Genomic DNA, 17,773 nt, shown 5'->3' on the forward strand with positions numbered 1-17,773 from the left:
CTCCTGATCACCGCCAGCAGCGATGGGTGTGCAACGCACAGCCGCACGCCTTCCACCGCGCCGCACTGTCTCACTCCCCCTCTGACATCCCCACCTGCTTGAGCTCCGCAAACTTGGCCGCCATCGTCGGGTTGCCGCGGGTCAGCTTCTTGATCGTCAGGTCGTCGGCCTTGTCGTTGGCCAGGCGCAAGTTGTTGGCGGACTTGTGCAGCGCCTCCTTGGTTTTTTCCAGGTCCTTGATTGCTTCGTCAATACGCTTCACGGCTTCTTCAAAGCCCTCGGAGGCCAGGCGCCAGTTGCGCCCAAACGCCGTCTTGAACTCGTCCAGCTGGGTTTCAAACTTGGTGATGTCCACATTCTGCGAGCGCACCAGCGCCAGCTCGGACTTGTACTTCATGGAGTTCAACGCCGCATTGCGCAAGAGCGTAATCAGCGGCACAAAGAACTGCGGCCGCACCACATACATCTTGGGGTAGCGGTGCGACACATCGACGATGCCGCTGTTGTACAGCTCGCTCTCCGGCTCCAGCAGGGACACCAGCACCGCGTACTCGCAGGCCTTCTCGTTGCGGTCCTTGTCCAGCTCTTTCAGGAAGTCTTCGTTGCGCTTCTTGGTGGCCGTCTCGTCGCTCTCGTTCTTCATCTCAAACATGATGGAAACGATCTCGGTGCCGTGCTCGTCCGCTTCGCGAAAAATGTAATCGCCCTTGCTGCCGGTGCGGGCGTCGTTGTCTTTCTCAAAATGCGCGCGCTGAAAGGCTGCCGCACGAATGCGGTTGAACTCAATCTCGCAGTGCTGCTCCAGCGTCTCGCCCACCATCTTGGTCGATAGCCGCGCCTTCATGTCCCGCAGGCGCTCAATCTCGCCTTCGCGGTCGCGCAACTGCAGGGCGAATTGCTCTTTGATGGCTTTCTCTTCCAGCTGGTTTTTGACGGTGATGAGGTTCAGCTCGCTCTTCAAGGCATCGCGCTCTTGGGCGACCACGCCTACGGCTTGGTTCACCGCCTCCGTCACCGCCAATTGCCGCGCCACGTCGCTGGCAGCCAGCTTGGCTTGCAGCGCCTGAATCTCGGTGTCCTTCTTGGCGGCTTCGGTCTGCAGCGCATGGGCCAGCTTGGCCTCGGCCAACTGGGCTGCGGCCTGTTGTGCGCTGCGTGCTTGGGCCAGCTCGTTCGCCAGCGCATCGCGCTCTTGGCTCACCGTGCCCAAGGCCTCGGTCACCGCCAGCTTGCGCGCTACCTCGCCCGCGTCCAGCTGGGCTTTAAGCGCCTGAATCTCGGTATCTTTGGCAGCCGCTGCCTTTTGCAGCGTGTTGGTCACCTCGGCCTTGGCCAGGGCAATCGCGTCGCGCTTTTCCCGTTCGGCCAATTCGAGGCGCTCGTGCAAAGCTTGCTCGAACGCGCCATCGCGCACCTGCTTGAGGATGTCGGCATACCCCGCCTCGTCGATCTTGAAGGCTTTGTTGCAGTGGGGGCAGATGATTTCGTGCATGGCGGATGGGGCTTTTCTTCTGTTGGTTGACTGGTATCGGTTGAAACCTACGCAGCGAATACTTGTTTCATGATGACTTCGAGTTCTGGTGTCGGTATACCGTCTACATCGATCAAGTTGCAAAGTGCAAGCACTTCCTCCCTGGTACTTGCCAAATTACAGAACGATTGCGCTAAAGACGGTTTGTCGGCCCCTTTCACTGTATTGGGGTAGTACTCCTCGATTGCACCCTTCTCAAGAACACATATTCCTTTGGTTCGAAGTGAGGCAAGAAGTCGGCGTTTTTTCAAAACTATGTTTTCTCTGGAAAAATCAGACAGTACCGCAAGGCGGGGGACCGTTCTTTCGAAGACAAAGATTTCATCAAGGATGCGGCATTGCTCAGCAACATCACCCTTAACTCTGGCGGCAACGAGTGATGAGTGAAGTGCCTTGACCCTGTCTCGCTGAAGCTCCTCTTTGAGCAATTTTGGGCTCGGAACAGGCAACAGATTTTCATCTGCAATGATCTCGTCTACATCCGCGAGTAAATCCGCCCGCAATGCCTTCATTTCATGAGTAGGCTCGGTCTTATCGAAGCCCTCCAGTAGTACATCCAAGTCCGACACCAACAATATGCTGATGTTGAATTTCGAGAAAAAATCTAGGTAACGCTTAAAACTTCCCTTCCCATTGATTTTTACCAAGCTGATCGAATTGGCTTTTAAATCCCATTGAGCATTGAGCGTTTTCGCGATGTGCGGAAGTGCAATAAGTTCACTGTCTCCTTCGACCAAAATGACTCGTCGGGAGAAGAAGGCATGGCTACCCGTTTCAAAAGAAATGATCTGAAACTGATCTTTGGTCGGCATGTCATTCAGATCAATGGTTAGGCAGACACTTTGCGGCTTTATCTGATTCGGTATTCGCTGCTTGTAGATCTTGATAAACGTCTTCGTAATAGTCGGCGAGAAGAAAAGTGGCGAATGAGTTGTTACTACGACTTGTTGAGTCTTTGAGATAAGCGAAAGGGCCTCGAACAAGACATTTTGTGCTTGTGGGTGAAGATAGAGCTCCGGCTCCTCGAAGAGAAAGAGAAATCGGTCTTTCGTCGCTTTTAGCTTCTCGTCGGCTTTCTTCCAGTCAGCTTGTTGAGACAACTGAACATAAGTCCGCAGGATACTGAAAGTGATTGCACGTTTAAAGCCATCACCTTTGTTTTCAACTGGCCCCCTCATGCCATCGTCAGCAACAATTGTCGCGTTCGAAAGGATCGACTTCACTTCCGGTGGAGGAATATTGATTTCAATTGAGACATCACGAAATGTTTCCTGCAGATTCCTTTGAATCGTCGCCTCAATTGCTTTCACCCTTTCCATTCGCTCGTCGGAAACCTGACCGTTCTCGCCGGTGATTCGATTCAATTTTTTCTTCAGGGCTTCAAACGTTTCCACAGCGTCTGAAAGATCACTTTCGATAACCTCCAGGAGAATGTGTAAGAGTTTGCCGAATGTTGCACTCTCCTTGGTCTTTAGATCATCGGAAAAGTCCTTTACAGCCGGAATGTATACAGGTTCAGGCAATACTCCTCTAATGCTGTTGTCTATTCCTGTGGGAAGCGCAATATCTGCCAGAACAAGTTTTTCTTCGGGCATTCCGGCGACATATTTTTCAATCAGATCCTTCGCGGCCTTTTGCGTTGTGATTAATTTAGATTCTTCGATCGTGGCGACCTCGGGATAGAAGGCAAGTAGCGCCTCTCCGAGCTCTTTGCCTTTCTTGCCTTTGAAAACCTCTTCAAATTTTTCATCACGATATTTGAGTTCACTCGGTATTTTTGTGATGATCCTCAGCTTTGAAGATCCATCAATCGCATACCGCCGTGCCAAGGTTATCGAGGCGTCAACTACATAAGGCTCAATCTTCTTCTTGTTTTCTTCACCTATCTTCTCAAGCACTTCATCGGTCAGCCCTGAAAACATGCCGGCAATCAGAATCTCCTTTTTGGGATCGAAGTACTCGTGTGACGAAAGCTTTGTGCCGTTGATGAGTAGCAAAACAGATTGCAAGAGAGAGGATTTTCCCGCATTGTTTTCTCCGATAACACAAGAAAAATCATCGAGCTTTGAACTTGCGTTTGCAAGTCCTTTGTAATTCTCAATTGCGATATGTTGAAGTTTCATACATAGAGTCTTTAATTTGGTGAATGCCGTTATGAAAATAAGAACTTGGAGAAGTGGCTGTCTGCACTTTGAGTAATCAATAACTTCTGCGTCGCCCTGGTAGCCGCGACATAAAACACCCGCGCCGCTTCCCTCTCATCCTCCCCCGCCGCTGGCATATGTCCCACCCCGGGAAGCGCCACCACGGGGAACTCCAGGCCCTTGCTCACCTTCATGGTCATCACCTTGATCTTGTTGCTGGTAGGGTCATAGTCGCCCGAGCCCAGCCGGTTCTCCACCGGCAGCTTGCGTTGCGCCAGCGTGCGGGCGCACAGGTCGCGCGTCGTGGTGTCTGCGCACAGCACGGCCATGTCGCCCCATGCAAAGCCGTCGGCGTGTGCGCCTTGCAGCAGCTCGGCAATCTTGGCGGCCTGTTCGGGCAGGGTGGGCAGGTTAATGATGATGGGCTCGGGGCCGTCGCGGCCGCAGCTCACGGGCTTGACGAGGGGGATGCCGTCGTCGTCACGGTCTTCGGCAGTGAGCAGGTCGCCCGCGATGGCGTTGGCGGTTTGCAAAATCTGCCGCGTGTTGCGGTAGTTGATCTTCAGGATGGTGGTGCGGCCCTGTGCTTGGATACCCACACTTTTGAAGCTGAAGTTCTTTTTGCGGCCCCGGTCGTAAATGCTCTGGGCGTCGTCGTACAGCACCAGCAGGCTGTCGGTGGCAGGGTCCACCATTTGGGTGACGAGCTTGAGCCATTCGGGCGCAAAGTCGTGGCCTTCGTCGATGAGAACGGCCAAGTACTGGCCGGTGGGGATGTGGCCGCGATCCACGCCTGTGATGACGCGCTGGACCATGTCGGCCATTTTTGCATCCACGCTCTGGTTGTCGGCGGGTAGCGATTGCCCGTAGGCCACCAGTTGGGCGCGTGCCCATTTGTGGAAGTGCACGCAGTGCACGCGCTCGCCCAAGCCCTTGGCGGCCATGGTGGCGGCCAGCTTCACGGCCAGGGGCTCGTTGTAGCAGAGCACCAGCACAGGCTTGCCCGCAGACGTGGCACGCGCCAGGTACTCAGCACGGTAGCCCAGGATCATGGTTTTGCCAGAGCCCGCCACGCCGTGGATAACACGGTGGCCGTCGCCCAGGCTGCGGGCCAGTTGCTCTTGCTGCAGGTCCATTACGCGCAGCATGTCGGGCACTTCGGCCTGCATATTGGCCTCGTCGAACAGGATGGCTTGTTCGGGGATGCGCACCTGCGGGAAAAGTATCCAGCGCACGCGGTCAATCTGCGGCAGGGTCAGGGTCTGGTAGCGCTCGTAGGGGAACATCTCCCACAGGCGGCTTTGGAAGGCCTCGGCCTCCACGCTGTCGGTCATTTCGTCACTGCAGATGACGCGGTGGGCTGCAATGGCCTGGCCTAGCTGCGCATCGGTGAACTGTTTGCGGGTGATGTTGGGCAGCACCACGCCGTAGCTCCAGGCAAACACCACCTCGCCCTGGCGGCGGCCATCGGGGTGCACCAGGCGCTTGTCGGCACGCAGCGCGCCGAGCACGGCATGGGCGTAGTTGCGGGCCTGGGCGAAGGGCGACTGGATGTGTTTCGGCGCACCGCTGGCGTTGTCCAGAATGGTCCACTCGTCTTTGGTGGCCTGCACGATGGTGCTCAGGCGGAAGTCCTTGACTTCCAGAATCAGCAAACCCCGGCTGGGGTGCAGCACGATGAAATCAGGATGCAGTTGCTGGGGGCCTACGGGCACGTCGTACCAAAGCAGGTAGTCGTCGTCGAGCTTTTGCTCCAACCGCTCTGCCAGGCGCCGCTCGCCACTTGTCATGCGCGATGTGCATGCGCCCAATGCCGGTATCAATATCGCCATGCCGCCAGTTGCCTCCCTTGCTGGTGTGCCGCCCATGTGTGCATTTGTAAATGCACTGTAGGGGGTGCGAGGGTGGTGCGCAACCTTTGGATGTCAAAGAGCGAAGTCAAAGGCGCGCGGCGAACGCCCTCGCCCCGAGACGGCGCCAAGGCAAGAATTCAAGATGGATCGACCAACGCCACTTGCAAGCAGCGCCCGACGGCACGGGCTTGCCCAGCCCGCTGCGCCTGTCTGCTCCGGTGTGGGGGGCTAGCGCGCAGCATGGGTGCGGCCCCGCCGAGCCACCTCCCTCATCGCCCTCACAGCCCGCCAGACGACTGCGACTGCAGCTCGCGAATGCGCAGGCCGGAGGGGGTGCGGGCCAGCACCAGCGCGTCTTCGCTGACCACCGTCATGCTGGGCAGGCCGCCTGCCTGCACTGTGGTGCGCTGGGTGTACTGCAGCCGGGCGGTGGTCCACGGAAAGCCGCCGCGTGTGATGCGCACGTTGTCAAACTCGGTCTGCGTGCTGGCCTGCAGCACGGTCAGCGCTGCGGCCGATTGCTTGAGGTAGCCACACATCTCTGCCTTGCCGCCTTCGACCTCCCAGCGCCCGCGCTGGCCCTTGGCGGTCAGCTCGACCTTGAGGTCGTCGGCATAGTCTTCACAGGCCACGCTGTCGCCCTGCATGCTGCGCGCGGCGTGTTGTGTCATCCAGCCCATCACGCGCGGTTCGGAAAACGCCAGACGGCCATATGCATAAAAGCCCCCCAGCAACACCAGGGCGATCAGTACCAGTCGGATCATGAGAGCAAGGGCGCAGGCAAGCGCCACCAAAAAGTGAAGCTGGGCATGCTACCCACCGGGGCCCTCTGAATCCGGGGCATCGGCCCCGCGCCACAGAAAAGGCGGGAGCCTGCAGCGCACAAGCAACAGTGCGCCGTGGTCGGTGGGCTGCGCGCACGCCAACCAGCAAGGCGCATCAGGGCGTCACACCGCCTGCAGATACCGCCCCGCCAATTCCTTCTGCGCTGCGGCATCCACGCCCAGCACGTCCACCAGGTACGCCTGCAGCCCGCCAAAGTCGTTGTCCACCATGTGCAGCGCAGCGTCCAGAAACTCCTCTTGCACGCGCCACAGCACGGCCAGCACTTCTTCGGGGGCGTGGCTGCCCATGCCGGGCGGGCGCTGGTAGAGCGCGTTGGTGAGCAGGTAGTCGTGCATGACCACGTCGCGCGGCACGCCCAGGGTGAGCAGGATGAGGGCGGCGGCAAAGCCGGTGCGGTCCTTGCCTGCGGTGCAGTGGAACACCATGGGCGCATCGCTGGCCAGCAGCAGGCGGAACAGCTCGGCAAAACGCGGGGCGTTGTCGTGCACAAAGCCCCGGTAGGTGTCCTGCATCAGGCCCACGGCGTCTTGCGCGGTGAGCTGGCGGCCAGTGCGCTGCAGCTCCAGCGCGCGCTGCACCACGGTGGGTTCGATGTGCAGGGGGTGGTAGGCCACGCCCGGCAGTGCGTAGGCATGGGCAGCGCTTTCGGCCTGGCCGCGAAAGTCCACTGCGCGGGCCACGCCCAGCTCGGCCAGCAGGGCCTGGTCTTGTGCCGTGAGGCCCGCCAGGTGATCGGAGCGGAAGATGCGCCGCCACTTCACGGGCCGCCCGCCGTGGCCGGTGTAGCCGCCCAGGTCGCGGAAGTTGGTGGCGCCTGCCATGGGCAGGGATCGGGTGGGGGTGGTCTGCATGGTGCGGGCGTGGGCCGGTGGGCGAAGCGCACAGCATAGTCGGGGCGTGCGGCAGGCGCGTGTCGCGCGGGTGGCTGGCAGGCCTGCCAAGACGCTGGTGGATTTGCCACCGCGCCTGGCCCGCTGGTGTGCAAAATCCGGGCATGCAGCGTTTGGTGCCCGTCCCCTCCGATCTAAAACCCTGGCTGATGGCCGCCGTGGTGGTCGATGCCCCGGCGGCACTGGCGCAGTCGCATTTTCCGGCCATGGTGTCGAGCATGTTGGTGGTGCGGTTGGCGGGCCAGGTGGAGTGCCGGGGCGCGCCCGTGCCACCAGCGGCCTGGATGAGCGCCTGCACCACGGCCACGGTTTACACCCACAGCGGGCCGGTGCAGGCCGTGGGGCTGGTGCTGCAGCCCGAGGCCGCAGCAGCGCTGTTTGCCAGTGCACGCGGGCAGGTAAACACGCGGCGGCCGCTGGCCGAGCTGGTGGGCCCGGAGTGGGCGGAGGTGGAACACGCGGTGCGGGCAGCGCCCCGCGATGGCGCGCGGCTGCAGGTGCTGTGCGACTTCATCCGGCAGTGGGTTGCGCCGCCATCCTCTTGCGAAGCCAGGCGGCTACAGGCGCTGGCCCTGCTGCAGGCGGCCAGCGATGGCGCTACCGAGGATGGCCAACGCATGGGCCTGGGCCAGCGGCAGTTTGAACGGCGCTTTGTGGCGCACTGGGGCATGGCGCCCAAGCAGTTCCAGGTGATTGCACGGCTGAACAGCACGCTGGGGAGCGCCCTCGCAGCGCCCGGCGGCCCGGTGGTGGACCTGGCGGTGGACCAGGGCTACTACGACCAGTCGCACATGGCGCGCGATGTGCGCCGGCTGGCGGGCGAGCCGCTGCAGGCCCTGGTGCAGGGCAGCCGCAGCCCCGTCAGCGCCCACTGGCCCCTGCAGGTGGGCGCGCAGGCGCAGCCGGTTCAGCCCGCCGAGCGGGCGGCGTCCATGCGCAAGCGCTGAGCCAGGTACAGCGGCATCACAAACGCAAGGCCGATGCCAAAGCAGGCCGCAATGCACGCCCAGCGCCATGCGCCCAGGCGGTGGTCTGCCGCCACCCAGACCGAGAACGCCACGGCCGCCAGGTACACGTCGAAGGTGATGCCGGTGGTGAGCGCATTCGCGAAAGCGTCGCGCCAGAAAACGTCGGGCATCACACTGCCACCGGCCAGGAAGTACACGGTGTTGAAGTACCAGGGAACGGCCAGGCCCAGGGCGGCCAGCAGCCACAAAAAAACGCGCAGAGATCGAGAAGCAGGGAGGTGTTGCATCGGTGAAAAGCGCCTGTTCGTGCAGAGCGCCGGTGGTGAATCCAGGCCCCGATTGAATGCGCGCCACCCCCTAGCGGGCTAGGAAAAAAACGACATGCCTCTCACGGGCCTGATCGCCTCGGGCGGCCCGTCAACCGCCGCCTACTGCGAGGGCGGCAACGATGTGACGGCGCCATCCACCGGCAGTTCCTGACTGCCCTTGGGGCACGGCTGGTCGGTGTAGGTGGTGCGGCCATCCCGCACACATTTGCGCGGCTGCGGAGCCACGGGCTGGGACGCGCCCGCCTGCGCGGGGCGGGCCTGCGTGGCGGCGGGGCGCTTGTCGAGCGGCAGGGATTCGGGCCCGGGGCGGGTCATCCTTTTCCAGGCCTGCTCGGTCCAGGGCCCGGCCTGGGGCAGCCACTGGTCGGCGGTCCACCAGGCCGCCGCTGCGGCGGCCAGCAGCAGTGCAGCCAGGAGGGACCAGAGTGCTCGTTCGCGGGTGCTGCGCATGGGGTGGGCCTGCAGTGGGGTGGAGGACCACCAAGCTTAAAACATCACAGCGCCCCAGCCCACACGGTCACTGCTGCTTGGCTTGGGCCGCAGGGCGCCCGTAGCGCGCCGTGAGCGTGGCCTTGCCCAGGCTGTGGGCGTTGATCATGTACCCGGCCAGCGCGGCAGTGGCGTCGGCGGGCAGGTCCAGGCGCGGCACCTTGAGTGCGTGCACGGTGAAGATGTAGCGGTGCGGCGCATCGCCCTCGGGCGGGCAGGCGCCGCCCCAGGCGGCCACGCCGTAGTCGATGCGCACATGGCTCGCGCCTGCGGGCAGTTGTGCGCCACCGGCTGCACCCGTATCGGCGCGCAGCGCGGTCACGCTGGCGGGGATGTTGACCACCGACCAATGCCACCAGCCCGAGCCCGTGGGCGCGTCGGGGTCGTACACGGTGACGGCATAGCTCTGCGTACCAGCGGGTGCGCCGCTCCAGCGCAGGGCGGGCGACTGGTTGTCGCCCGCGCAGCCAAAGCCCTTGAATTCGAAACGCGGGGGCAGCGAGCTGCCTTCGGCAAAGTCGGGGCTGGTGAGGGTGAAAGCCTGGGCCTGGGCAGCCAGTGCAAGGCCCAAGGTGGCGACGGTGGACAGGGCGCGGAGCGCGCGAGAGAGGGGTGAAGGCATCAGAAAGGCTCCTTGCGATAGCGGGGTGAAACAAGGCCTTGATGGTGCGGTGCGCCGTGGCATGGTACTGGCCCGGCGGCGTCAAAGGCTGTGCGCGGCGCGTCAGTCAGATGAGCGCTTAATCAGTGCTCCACCCGTTCAGGCTGAGCCCGTCGAAGCCTCGGGCAGCGCTTCGACTGCGCTCAGTGAAGGATTTGCTTTTTTAGATGCCGATCGGCACCGGCCCCCGCCTCAGGGCCGCAGCTGCGAGGGCGGAAAACCAAAACGCTCGCGGAACGCGGCGCTGAAGCGGCTGTGCGATTCATAGCCGCAACGCGCCGCGATCTCGGACACCTGCAGCGCGGAGCTTTGCAGCAGCACCAGGCCTGTCTCCAGCCGCACATCGCGCAGGCACTGGCTCACGGTTTCGCCCTCTTGCGCCAGGCGGCGCTGCAGGGTGCTGGCGCTGGTGGCAAAGGCGGCGGCGATGCGCTCCACCGTCCAGTCGGCCTGGGGGCTGGGGCCCACGAGGCGGCGCACGCGCTCGGCCCAGCCCAGCTCACCGGGCGGGGCAAACACAATGCCCGCCTCGGCCAGCACCAGCAGCACTTCAAGCGCGCGGTGCTCCCGCAGGGCCTGCGAGCTGGTCGCGTTCTCCAGCGCGGCCACAGCGCGCCGGTAGCTGTCTTCAAACGCTGCATCGGCCGCCAGGCCCGCGCAGCCCTGCACCGCAGGCACCGCCGCAAACTGGCCAAACTGGCGGTGGAACTGCCCGACCAGCTCCGGCGCAAAACACAGCAGCCGCGCCACATAGCGGCCCTGGGGTGCCGGGTCGTTGACGATCTCCCACTGCGCGCCACGCGGCAGCACAAACACCCGCCCGCTGGGGTAACGGTGCCCGCCGCCCGGTGTGACGAGGTGTTTGGTGCCCGAGACCACCCAGCCCACCGAATCCATGCGCACCGTGACCGTGTGGACGCGGTGGTGGACCGTGGTGGCGATTTGCAGGGACAGTGCGGGTTCGGCCATCCATTTATTCCTTGCGGCTCACGCCCCTCTGTCAGCCCCGGCTTCGCGCGGGTGCTGGGCAGGTCAGCGCGAGCGCTCGCGCGTCACGTTCACTTCGATGTCGCCAAACACGGTCACGCCGCTCGCGCTCTGGGGCTGTTGCTGGCTGGCCGGGTCGCTGGAGCGCGCAGCGCCTGCCGTGCTGGTGCAGCCGCCCAGCGCACCGGCAAACGCCAGAACCACCAGCGCGGTGCGCCAGCAGCCTTTTGCGCACAATGCCGCGGGTGCCGGGCCGAGCGCCTGCATCATTCGCCGCCCAGGTGGTTGCCCAGGATGCCCGCCAGCTCGAACATGCCTGCGCTGTCCTTGCCGAACACGGCGCGCAGCTTGTCGTCGGCCACGATGGTGCGCTTGTCCTTGGGGTCTTGCAGGTTGTGGGTCTTGATGTATTCCCACATCTTCTTGACAGCCTCGGGGCGGGCCACGGGTTCGTTGCCAATCACGGCGGCCAGGGCGGCGCTGGGGGCCTTGCCTGCGGCGGCCTTGCGCGGGGCTTTGGCAGCGGTGGTTTTGGCAGCGGCCTTCTTTGCAGGGGCTTTTTTGGCCGCTGCGCCCGCCTTGCTTGCCTTAGATGCTACTGTTTTTGCAGCAGCGCCCGGGCGGGGCGGGAACTTGCTGGGGGCAAACTCGAAGTTGACCTTGCCCGCGTCCTTGTCCCACGCCAGGTGGGCCTTGAAGTTGCGGCGCGTGCGCATGCTCACAAACTTGTCGAGCAGGTCGGTCTTGCCGGTTTCGAGCAGCTTGGTCATCTGCTCGCGCTCCACGGGCTGCTGCAGGATGATCTTGCCACTCTTGAAGGTGCAGCTGGGCGTGGGCTGCGCGGTGGTGGGCACTGCCTTGCTGCACACGTAGTTGCTGCCGTGCTCGTGCACTTCCGATCCGCAGATGGGGCAGGCGCCCAGCGCGGCGTCTTCAAACTCGACAATCTCGCCAGACTCTTCGCCCTTCTTGTCATCGCCAAAGTCGAATTCGAGCTTGTAGTTGTGCGCCTCGTCGTCGTACTTGATGACGATCTCGGACGTGAAGGGCCAGCCTGCCTTGGAGCGGAAGCCCTCCAGCGGGCCGATCTTCTTGTCGCGCAGCAGGGCGTTGGCCTCGGCCGTCTCGAACGTGCGGCCTGCAGGCGATTTGCCAAAGCTGAATCCGCAAGGCTCCGCGCCTGGCTTGCCCACGCAGGCAAAGCGGCGGTAGTTCTCTTTCACCACACCGCCGCAGTTGGGGCAGGGCGATTCGAGCGTGGCGTAGTCTCCGGGGATGGTGTCGCGGTCGTATTCCTTGGCCTTTTTCACCATGCGCTCGGTCATGGCGGCAATCTCGGCCATGAAGGCTTCGCGGCTGAGCTGACCCTTTTCCATCTGCGAGAGCTTGTACTCCCACTCGCCGGTCAGGTCGGCGCGGCAGAGTTCTTCCACCTCCAGCCCGCGCAGCAGCGTCATGAGCTGGAAGGCCTTGGCCGTGGGGATCATCTCGCGGCCTTCGCGCAGCATGTACTTTTCAGTCAGCAGGCCTTCGATGATGGCGGCGCGGGTGGCTGGCGTGCCCAGGCCCTTTTCCTGCATGGCTTCGCGCAGCTCATCGTCGTCGATCTGCTTGCCCGCGCTTTCCATGGCGCCGAGCAGCGTGGCTTCAGAGTAGCGGGCGGGGGGCTTGGTCTTAAGGCCCTTGGGGTCCACCTGCAGGGTGTTGACCATTTCGCCGGGTTTGACCGGCACCAGATTCTGGCCTTTGTCGCCGTCCTTGCCGCCTTCGACTTCGTCGGCCGCTTCCTTGCCGTAGATGGCCAGCCAGCCCGGCTTGACCAGCACCTTGCCTTCGGTCTTGAAGCTGTGGGGTGCCACGGTGCTGATGCGCGTGGTGACGGTGTATTCGGCGCTCGGGAAGAACACGGCCATGAAGCGGCGCACGACCAGGTCGTACAGCTTCTGCTCGGCCTCACTCAGGCCGCTGGGTGCCTGCAGCGTGGGGATGATCGCAAAGTGATCGCTCACCTTGCTGTTGTCGAAGATGCGCTTGGACGGGCGCACGTAGTTGTTGTTGAGCGCCGTGAGCGCGTGCGGCGCCAGGTGGCGCATGCCGCTGTCAGCCAGCATCTCGAAGGTCTGCTTGGCGACGGGCAAATAGTCTTCGGGCAGCGCGCGCGAGTCGGTACGCGGGTAGGTCAGGGCCTTGTGGCGCTCGTACAGACTTTGCGCCAGGGCCAGCGTGGTTTTGGCGCTAAAGCCGAACTTGCCGTTGGCCTCGCGCTGCAGGCTGGTCAAATCGAACAGCAGTGGCGATGCCTGCGTGGTGGGCTTGCTCTCTTCGGTAACCGTGGCCTGCTTGCCGCGCACGGCATTGGCAATGGCCTGGGCTTCCGCGGCCGACCACACGCGGTCAGCGCGGGCTTCCACGTCCTCGCCTTTCTTCCACTTGGGGTCGAACCACTTGGCGGGGTACTCGCCCGCCTGGGCACCAAAGGTGGCGTGGATTTCCCAGTAGTCACGGCTGATGAACTTGCGGATCTTTTCTTCGCGCTCCACCACCAGCGACAGGGTGGGCGTTTGCACACGGCCCACGGTGGTCAGAAAGAACCCGCCGTCGCGCGAGTTGAACGCCGTCATGGCGCGGGTGCCGTTGATGCCGACCAGCCAGTCGGCCTCGCTGCGGCTGCGCGCCGCGTGGGCCAGGCCTGCCATCTGCTGCTCAGAGCGCAGGGCGCCGAAGCCGTCGCGGATGGCCTGGGGCGTCATGGACTGCAGCCACAGCCGCTTGACGGGCTTGCCCAGTGGCTTGGCGCCACCCGCGTACTGCTCGATCAGGCGGAAGATCAGCTCCCCTTCGCGGCCCGCGTCGCAGGCGTTGATGAGTTCGGTCACGTCCTTGCGCTTGGCCTGCTTGACCACCGCGTTCAGGCGGCTCTTGGTCTTGTCCACGGGCTTCAGGTCAAAGAACGGCGGAATCACGGGCAGGTGGGCAAAGCTCCACTTGCCGCGCTTCACATCGAACTGCTCGGGGGCCTGGATCTCCACCAGGTGGCCCACGGCGCTGGTGACCACATAGCGGTCGTTCTCGAAATGGTCTTCGTGCTTGTCGAACTTGCCCGCCACGGGCGTGAGGGCGCGCACGATGTCTTGTGCCACCGAGGGTTTTTCTGCAATTACCAGGGTCTTGGTCATGTTGGGGCTCTCGCCAGTCATTCTGGTTGCCCGGGGCCGGCCCGGGCGCTTCTACAATTCGGCTCTCACGCGCATGCACACGCATGTACGCGCATGTACGCGCACGCACACACATGTGTGCACTATCAAGTTAACAGAGTTTTTGCCATGCCCCGCTCCGCATCGCCCGCCGCCCCCACCGTTGCACCCGGCCGCCGCATCCAGACCCGGCGCTCGGGCGTGCATGGCAAGGGCGTGTTTGCCGTGCAGGATATTGCAGAGGGCGAAGTCCTTGTGGAGTACACGGGCGAAGTGATCGGCTGGCAGGAGGCGCAGGACCGCCACCCCCACGACCCCCTGCAGCCCAACCACACGTTCTACTTCCATGTGGATGAAGACCATGTGATTGATGCAAAGTTCGGCGGCAATTCGTCGCGCTGGATCAACCACAGCTGCAATCCCAACTGCTACGCCGACGAGCAAGACAAGCGCATCTTCATCACGGCGCTGCGCAACATCAAGGCCGGGGAAGAGCTGAACTACGACTACGGCCTGATCATTGAAGAGCGCTACACGCCCAAGCTCAAGGCCGAGTACCCCTGCTGGTGCGGCAGCCCCAACTGCCGGGGCACGCTGCTGGCACCCAAGCGCGGCTGGGCACCACCGGTGCCGCTGCCGCCATCCAAACCCTCCGCCAAGGCAGCCAAAAAGGCCCGGCGATGAGTGCCCCCATCCGCTGGCCCGCCGAGGCCATCTGGGAAGCCGTCTCGCCCCTGCTGCCGGGTTTCACGGTCGAGGTGCTGCCCTCCATCGACTCCACCAACACCGAGCTGATGCGCCGTGCGCGCAGCGGCCAGTGCGAGCCCACGCTGCTGGTGGCCGAGCAGCAGACCGCCGGGCGCGGGCGGCTGGGGCGGGTGTGGCAGAGCGATGTGGGGGCGTCTTTGATGATGTCTTTGGGCTTGCCGCTCGCGCCCAAGGACTGGTCGGGCCTGTCGCTGGCCGTGGGGGTGAGCGTGGCCGAGAGCCTGCAGCCCGTGCTGCCGCCGCTGGGTGCCCACCAGCCTGCGCGTGTGGGCCTGAAGTGGCCCAACGACCTGTGGCTGGGCGGCGCGGCGGGCGACCGCAAGCTGGGTGGCATCCTGGTGGAGACCGCGAGTTTTGTGACACCCCAGGCCGCTGCCCCGCAAACGCACACCAGCACCGCGCGCTATGTGGTGGTGGGCATTGGCATCAACGTGCTGCCGCGCAGCCCCGAGGGCATGAGCATGCCGCCCGGCAGCCTGCAGGACGTGGAGCCGGGCCTGGACGCACCCACCGCGCTGCAACGCATCGTGCCGCCGCTGGTGGCCATGCTGCAGGCCTTTGAAGGCTATGGCTTTGCGCCCATGCAGCCCCGCTTTGCAGCCCGCGACGTGCTGCAGGGTCGTGCCGTGACGCTGAGCGACGGCCACACCGGCACCGCACATGGCGTGGGCGATGATGGCGCGCTGCTGGTGCACACGGCCGGTGGCATGCAGGCCATCACCAGCTCCGAGATCAGCGTCCGGCCCAGTGCCGTGCCACCGGTATGAAGCCCCTGTCCCCCCGCGCCCCGAAAGGCTTTTGCCCATGCTCCGACTTGCCGTGATCGTGCTGCTGCTGGCCAACGCGGGCTACTTCGCGTGGTCGCAGGGCCATCTGCGCCCCTGGGGCTGGGCGCCGCAGGAGCAGGCCGAGCCCCAGCGCATGGACCAGCAGATCCGGCCTGAAACACTGCAGATCCTGAAGGTGAACCCGGGCAAGACCTCCTCCAGCGCGCCGGTGCCGCCCCCTGCCACCGCATCCACCGCCCCTGCCACCGCATCCACCGCCCCTGCCGCCACGAGCGCCGCGCCCTCCGACACCCCCACCCCACCCGCCGACCCTGCCGAATGCCTGCAGGCCGGTGTTTTTGACGAGCGCCAGGCCGAGGCCCTGCGCACGGCGGCGGCGGGGCTGCCGCAGGGCAGCTGGGCGCTGGAGCCCACCCCCATCGCGGGCCGCTGGATGGTCTACATGGGCCGCTTCGAAGACCTGGAGACGCTGGACAGAAAACGGGCCGAACTGCGCGCCCGCAAGGTGGACCACGACCGCGCCGGTGGCACGCTGGAGTTCGGGCTCTCGCTGGGCCGCTTCGCCACCAAGGAAGCCGCCGAGCGCGAGCTGACCAACCTGGGCACCAAGGGCGTGCGCACCGCCCGAGTGGTGCAGGAGCGCCCCGACGCCCCCGGCTTCACGCTGCGCCTGCCCGCCGTGAACGACGCCCTGCGCCCCCAGCTGGACGCCCTGCGCAGTGCCATGGCGGGCAAGACGCTGCGCAGTTGTATCTGACAACCCCCCCCTGAGCGGCTGCGCCAGCGCCAAAGAAAGGCTGCACGCAGCACACGGCGCCCCCCGCAATCGCAGACGCACTAGCCCCCTGCCACCACGTCCCGCGCTGCAAACCGCACGCTGAAGCGGGCCCCGGGTGGCTGCTGGCCGGGGCGGGCGTCTTCGAGCGTGACTTCGGCGCCGTGCTGGCGCGCGATCTCCAGCACGATGGGCAGGCCCAGGCCCGAGCCGTCGGCCTCGCTGCCCAGCGCGCGGTAGAAGGGCTGGAACACCAGTTCGCGCTCGGCCTCGGGCACGCCGGGGCCGGAGTCTTCGACCTGCAGCAGCAGCACCTGGCCAAAGGTGTCGGCCAGCACACGGGCCGTGACCACGCCGGGTTTCTCGGCCGTGGAGGGGGTGTAGTTGATGGCGTTGTCCAGCAGGTTGCGCACCAGCTCCTTGAGCAGCGTGGGGTTGCCGTCCAGGGCCACGCCGGGGGTGCCGGGCTCGGCGCCGTCGTAGCCCAGGTCGATGTGCTTGTCGAGCGCACGGGGCACCGAGTCGCGCACCACCTCGATGGTCAGGCGCGCCAGGTCGCAGGGCTGGCGTGCAAACCCCACACCGCTGCCTTCGGCGCGTGCCAGCGCCAGCAGCTGGTTGACCGTGTGCGTGGCGCGAATGCTGGAGCGCCCGATCTGCTGCAGCGAGCGCTTGAGTTCTTCGGTGCTGGTGCCCTCGCGCTGGGCCAGGTCGGCCTGCATGCGCAGTCCCGCCAGCGGCGTCTTGAGCTGGTGTGCAGCGTCGGCCAGAAAGCGCTTTTGTGTGGCCAGCGAGTCGTTGAGGCGTTGCAGCAGGTCGTTCACCGACGCCACCAGGGGTGCCACCTCCAGCGGCACGGTGCGGTCGTCCAGCGGCGAGAGGTCGTCGGGCTTGCGGGCCCGGATGCGCTGCTCCAGCTGGTTCAGCGGCTGGATGCCACGCGCCAGCGCCAGCCACACCAGCAGCACGGCCAGCGGCAGGATGACGAACTGCGGCAGCATCACGCCCTTGATGATTTCGGTGGCCAGCACGCTGCGTTTTTCGCGCGTTTCGGCCACCTGCACCAGAGCCACAGGGGTGCCGGGCAGCGGCAGGCGCACCCAGATGTAGGCCACGCGGATCTCGATGCCGCGCATTTCGGCGTCGCGCAGGCGCACCTCGCCCGACAGGGGCACCTCGTCGGCAGCGGGCTCGGGCAGCTCGCGTTCGCCCGAGAGGAATTCGCCGCCCGGCCCGATGACCTGGTAGTAGACGATGTCGGAGTCGTCGGCGCGCAGGATCTCGCTGGCAGGCTGGGGCAGGTTGAACTGGACGGTATCGCCCGCCACGCTCACGAGCTGGGCCAGGGCGTGGGCGTTGTATTCGAGCGCGCGGTCGAACGGCTTGTTGGCCAGGCCCTGGGCCACCAGCCAGGTCAGCGCCAGGCTCACGGGCCACAGCAGCAGCAGCGGCGTGAGCATCCAGTCGAGGATCTCGCCGAACAGGGAGCGCTGCTCTCGCTGAAAGATCTTCAAGGCGTTTGCCGTGCTGGTTTTATGAAGAAAAAAGGC

16 protein-coding genes are annotated in these 17,773 nt (G+C 64.3%); 4 read left to right on the forward strand and 12 right to left on the reverse strand.

Translation table 11 applies throughout. From position 1 onward, the window contains the following. Positions 1-70 precede the first annotated feature (70 nt). The 5 genes from AvAM_RS23375 to AvAM_RS23395 all read right to left on the reverse strand — a co-directional run bounded on the left by AvAM_RS23375 (position 71) and on the right by AvAM_RS23395 (position 7,225). Positions 71-1,492, reverse strand: coding sequence for a DUF2130 domain-containing protein (locus tag AvAM_RS23375; protein WP_137749298.1), 1,422 nt, complete (start codon positions 1,490-1,492; stop codon positions 71-73). Between the two features lie 47 nt (positions 1,493-1,539). Further along, positions 1,540-3,654, reverse strand: coding sequence for an AAA family ATPase (locus tag AvAM_RS23380; protein ID WP_137749299.1), 2,115 nt, complete (start codon positions 3,652-3,654; stop codon positions 1,540-1,542). A gap of 29 nt (positions 3,655-3,683) precedes the next feature. Continuing rightward, on the reverse strand, positions 3,684-5,507 hold the full coding sequence (locus tag AvAM_RS23385; protein WP_171012384.1) for a DEAD/DEAH box helicase: 1,824 nt from the start codon (positions 5,505-5,507) through the stop codon (positions 3,684-3,686). 299 nt (positions 5,508-5,806) lie between these two features. Then, on the reverse strand, positions 5,807-6,292 hold the full coding sequence (locus AvAM_RS23390) for a hypothetical protein (protein WP_137749301.1): 486 nt from the start codon (positions 6,290-6,292) through the stop codon (positions 5,807-5,809). Between the two features lie 183 nt (positions 6,293-6,475). Next, positions 6,476-7,225, reverse strand: a complete 750-nt coding sequence (locus AvAM_RS23395; RefSeq protein ID WP_137749302.1) for a tyrosine-protein phosphatase — start codon at positions 7,223-7,225, stop codon at positions 6,476-6,478. 155 nt (positions 7,226-7,380) lie between these two features. On the opposite strand from AvAM_RS23395, the gene AvAM_RS23400 reads away from it, so the two are divergent. After that, complete coding sequence (locus AvAM_RS23400) at positions 7,381-8,211, forward strand: helix-turn-helix domain-containing protein (protein WP_249368338.1); 831 nt, start codon at positions 7,381-7,383, stop codon at positions 8,209-8,211. Here AvAM_RS23400 and AvAM_RS23405 read toward each other — a convergent pair. From AvAM_RS23405 to AvAM_RS23430, 6 genes are all read right to left on the reverse strand, one after another. Next, on the reverse strand, positions 8,172-8,519 hold the full coding sequence (locus tag AvAM_RS23405; RefSeq protein WP_137749304.1) for a DUF2834 domain-containing protein: 348 nt from the start codon (positions 8,517-8,519) through the stop codon (positions 8,172-8,174). The genes AvAM_RS23400 and AvAM_RS23405 overlap by 40 nt on opposite strands. A gap of 141 nt (positions 8,520-8,660) precedes the next feature. Further along, a complete protein-coding gene (locus AvAM_RS23410; RefSeq protein ID WP_137749305.1) occupies positions 8,661-9,011 on the reverse strand; it encodes a DUF4124 domain-containing protein in 351 nt (116 codons plus the stop codon). Positions 9,012-9,078: 67 nt separating this feature from the next. Beyond that, on the reverse strand, positions 9,079-9,672 hold the full coding sequence (locus AvAM_RS23415; protein ID WP_137749306.1) for a YbhB/YbcL family Raf kinase inhibitor-like protein: 594 nt from the start codon (positions 9,670-9,672) through the stop codon (positions 9,079-9,081). Positions 9,673-9,903: 231 nt separating this feature from the next. Beyond that, positions 9,904-10,680, reverse strand: a complete 777-nt coding sequence (locus AvAM_RS23420) for a helix-turn-helix transcriptional regulator (protein ID WP_137749307.1) — start codon at positions 10,678-10,680, stop codon at positions 9,904-9,906. Between the two features lie 63 nt (positions 10,681-10,743). Next, positions 10,744-10,968 carry a hypothetical protein gene (locus AvAM_RS23425; RefSeq protein WP_249368340.1) on the reverse strand — a complete coding sequence of 75 codons (225 nt, stop codon included), beginning with the start codon at positions 10,966-10,968 and terminating at the stop codon, positions 10,744-10,746. Continuing rightward, positions 10,965-13,874, reverse strand: a complete 2,910-nt coding sequence (locus AvAM_RS23430; RefSeq protein WP_137749308.1) for a DNA topoisomerase III — start codon at positions 13,872-13,874, stop codon at positions 10,965-10,967. Before AvAM_RS23430 ends, AvAM_RS23425 begins: the two co-directional genes overlap by 4 nt. Positions 13,875-14,021: 147 nt before the next feature. Between AvAM_RS23430 and AvAM_RS23435 the strand changes: the two genes are divergently transcribed. The 3 genes from AvAM_RS23435 to AvAM_RS23445 are packed head-to-tail and all read left to right on the forward strand — an operon-like array spanning position 14,022 to position 16,205. Next, complete coding sequence (locus AvAM_RS23435; protein WP_137749309.1) at positions 14,022-14,576, forward strand: SET domain-containing protein; 555 nt, start codon at positions 14,022-14,024, stop codon at positions 14,574-14,576. Continuing rightward, positions 14,573-15,427, forward strand: coding sequence for a biotin--[acetyl-CoA-carboxylase] ligase (locus tag AvAM_RS23440; RefSeq protein ID WP_137749310.1), 855 nt, complete (start codon positions 14,573-14,575; stop codon positions 15,425-15,427). The genes AvAM_RS23435 and AvAM_RS23440 overlap by 4 nt, the downstream gene beginning before the upstream one ends. A gap of 37 nt (positions 15,428-15,464) precedes the next feature. After that, a complete protein-coding gene (locus AvAM_RS23445) occupies positions 15,465-16,205 on the forward strand; it encodes an SPOR domain-containing protein (RefSeq protein ID WP_137749311.1) in 741 nt (246 codons plus the stop codon). An 80-nt stretch (positions 16,206-16,285) separates the two neighbouring features. Here the strand turns inward: AvAM_RS23445 and AvAM_RS23450 are convergent, their stop codons facing one another. After that, complete coding sequence (locus AvAM_RS23450; RefSeq protein WP_137749312.1) at positions 16,286-17,737, reverse strand: sensor histidine kinase; 1,452 nt, start codon at positions 17,735-17,737, stop codon at positions 16,286-16,288. Between the last annotated feature and the right edge of the window lie 36 nt (positions 17,738-17,773).

The sequence above is a fragment of the Acidovorax sp. NB1 genome (assembly GCF_005405905.1).
Classification (GTDB): domain Bacteria; phylum Pseudomonadota; class Gammaproteobacteria; order Burkholderiales; family Burkholderiaceae_C; genus Acidovorax.

Coding starts and splice junctions, on each gene's coding strand:
- AvAM_RS23375 (WP_137749298.1), bottom strand. CDS start 1,492: ATGCACGAAATCATCTGCCCCCACTGCAACAAAGCCTTCAAGATCGAC.
- AvAM_RS23380 (WP_137749299.1), bottom strand. CDS start 3,654: ATGAAACTTCAACATATCGCAATTGAGAATTACAAAGGACTTGCAAAC.
- AvAM_RS23385 (WP_171012384.1), bottom strand. CDS start 5,507: ATGGCGATATTGATACCGGCATTGGGCGCATGCACATCGCGCATGACA.
- AvAM_RS23390 (WP_137749301.1), bottom strand. CDS start 6,292: ATGATCCGACTGGTACTGATCGCCCTGGTGTTGCTGGGGGGCTTTTAT.
- AvAM_RS23395 (WP_137749302.1), bottom strand. CDS start 7,225: ATGCAGACCACCCCCACCCGATCCCTGCCCATGGCAGGCGCCACCAAC.
- AvAM_RS23405 (WP_137749304.1), bottom strand. CDS start 8,519: ATGCAACACCTCCCTGCTTCTCGATCTCTGCGCGTTTTTTTGTGGCTG.
- AvAM_RS23410 (WP_137749305.1), bottom strand. CDS start 9,011: ATGCGCAGCACCCGCGAACGAGCACTCTGGTCCCTCCTGGCTGCACTG.
- AvAM_RS23415 (WP_137749306.1), bottom strand. CDS start 9,672: ATGCCTTCACCCCTCTCTCGCGCGCTCCGCGCCCTGTCCACCGTCGCC.
- AvAM_RS23420 (WP_137749307.1), bottom strand. CDS start 10,680: ATGGCCGAACCCGCACTGTCCCTGCAAATCGCCACCACGGTCCACCAC.
- AvAM_RS23425 (WP_249368340.1), bottom strand. CDS start 10,968: ATGATGCAGGCGCTCGGCCCGGCACCCGCGGCATTGTGCGCAAAAGGC.
- AvAM_RS23430 (WP_137749308.1), bottom strand. CDS start 13,874: ATGACCAAGACCCTGGTAATTGCAGAAAAACCCTCGGTGGCACAAGAC.
- AvAM_RS23435 (WP_137749309.1), top strand. CDS start 14,022: ATGCCCCGCTCCGCATCGCCCGCCGCCCCCACCGTTGCACCCGGCCGC.
- AvAM_RS23440 (WP_137749310.1), top strand. CDS start 14,573: ATGAGTGCCCCCATCCGCTGGCCCGCCGAGGCCATCTGGGAAGCCGTC.
- AvAM_RS23445 (WP_137749311.1), top strand. CDS start 15,465: ATGCTCCGACTTGCCGTGATCGTGCTGCTGCTGGCCAACGCGGGCTAC.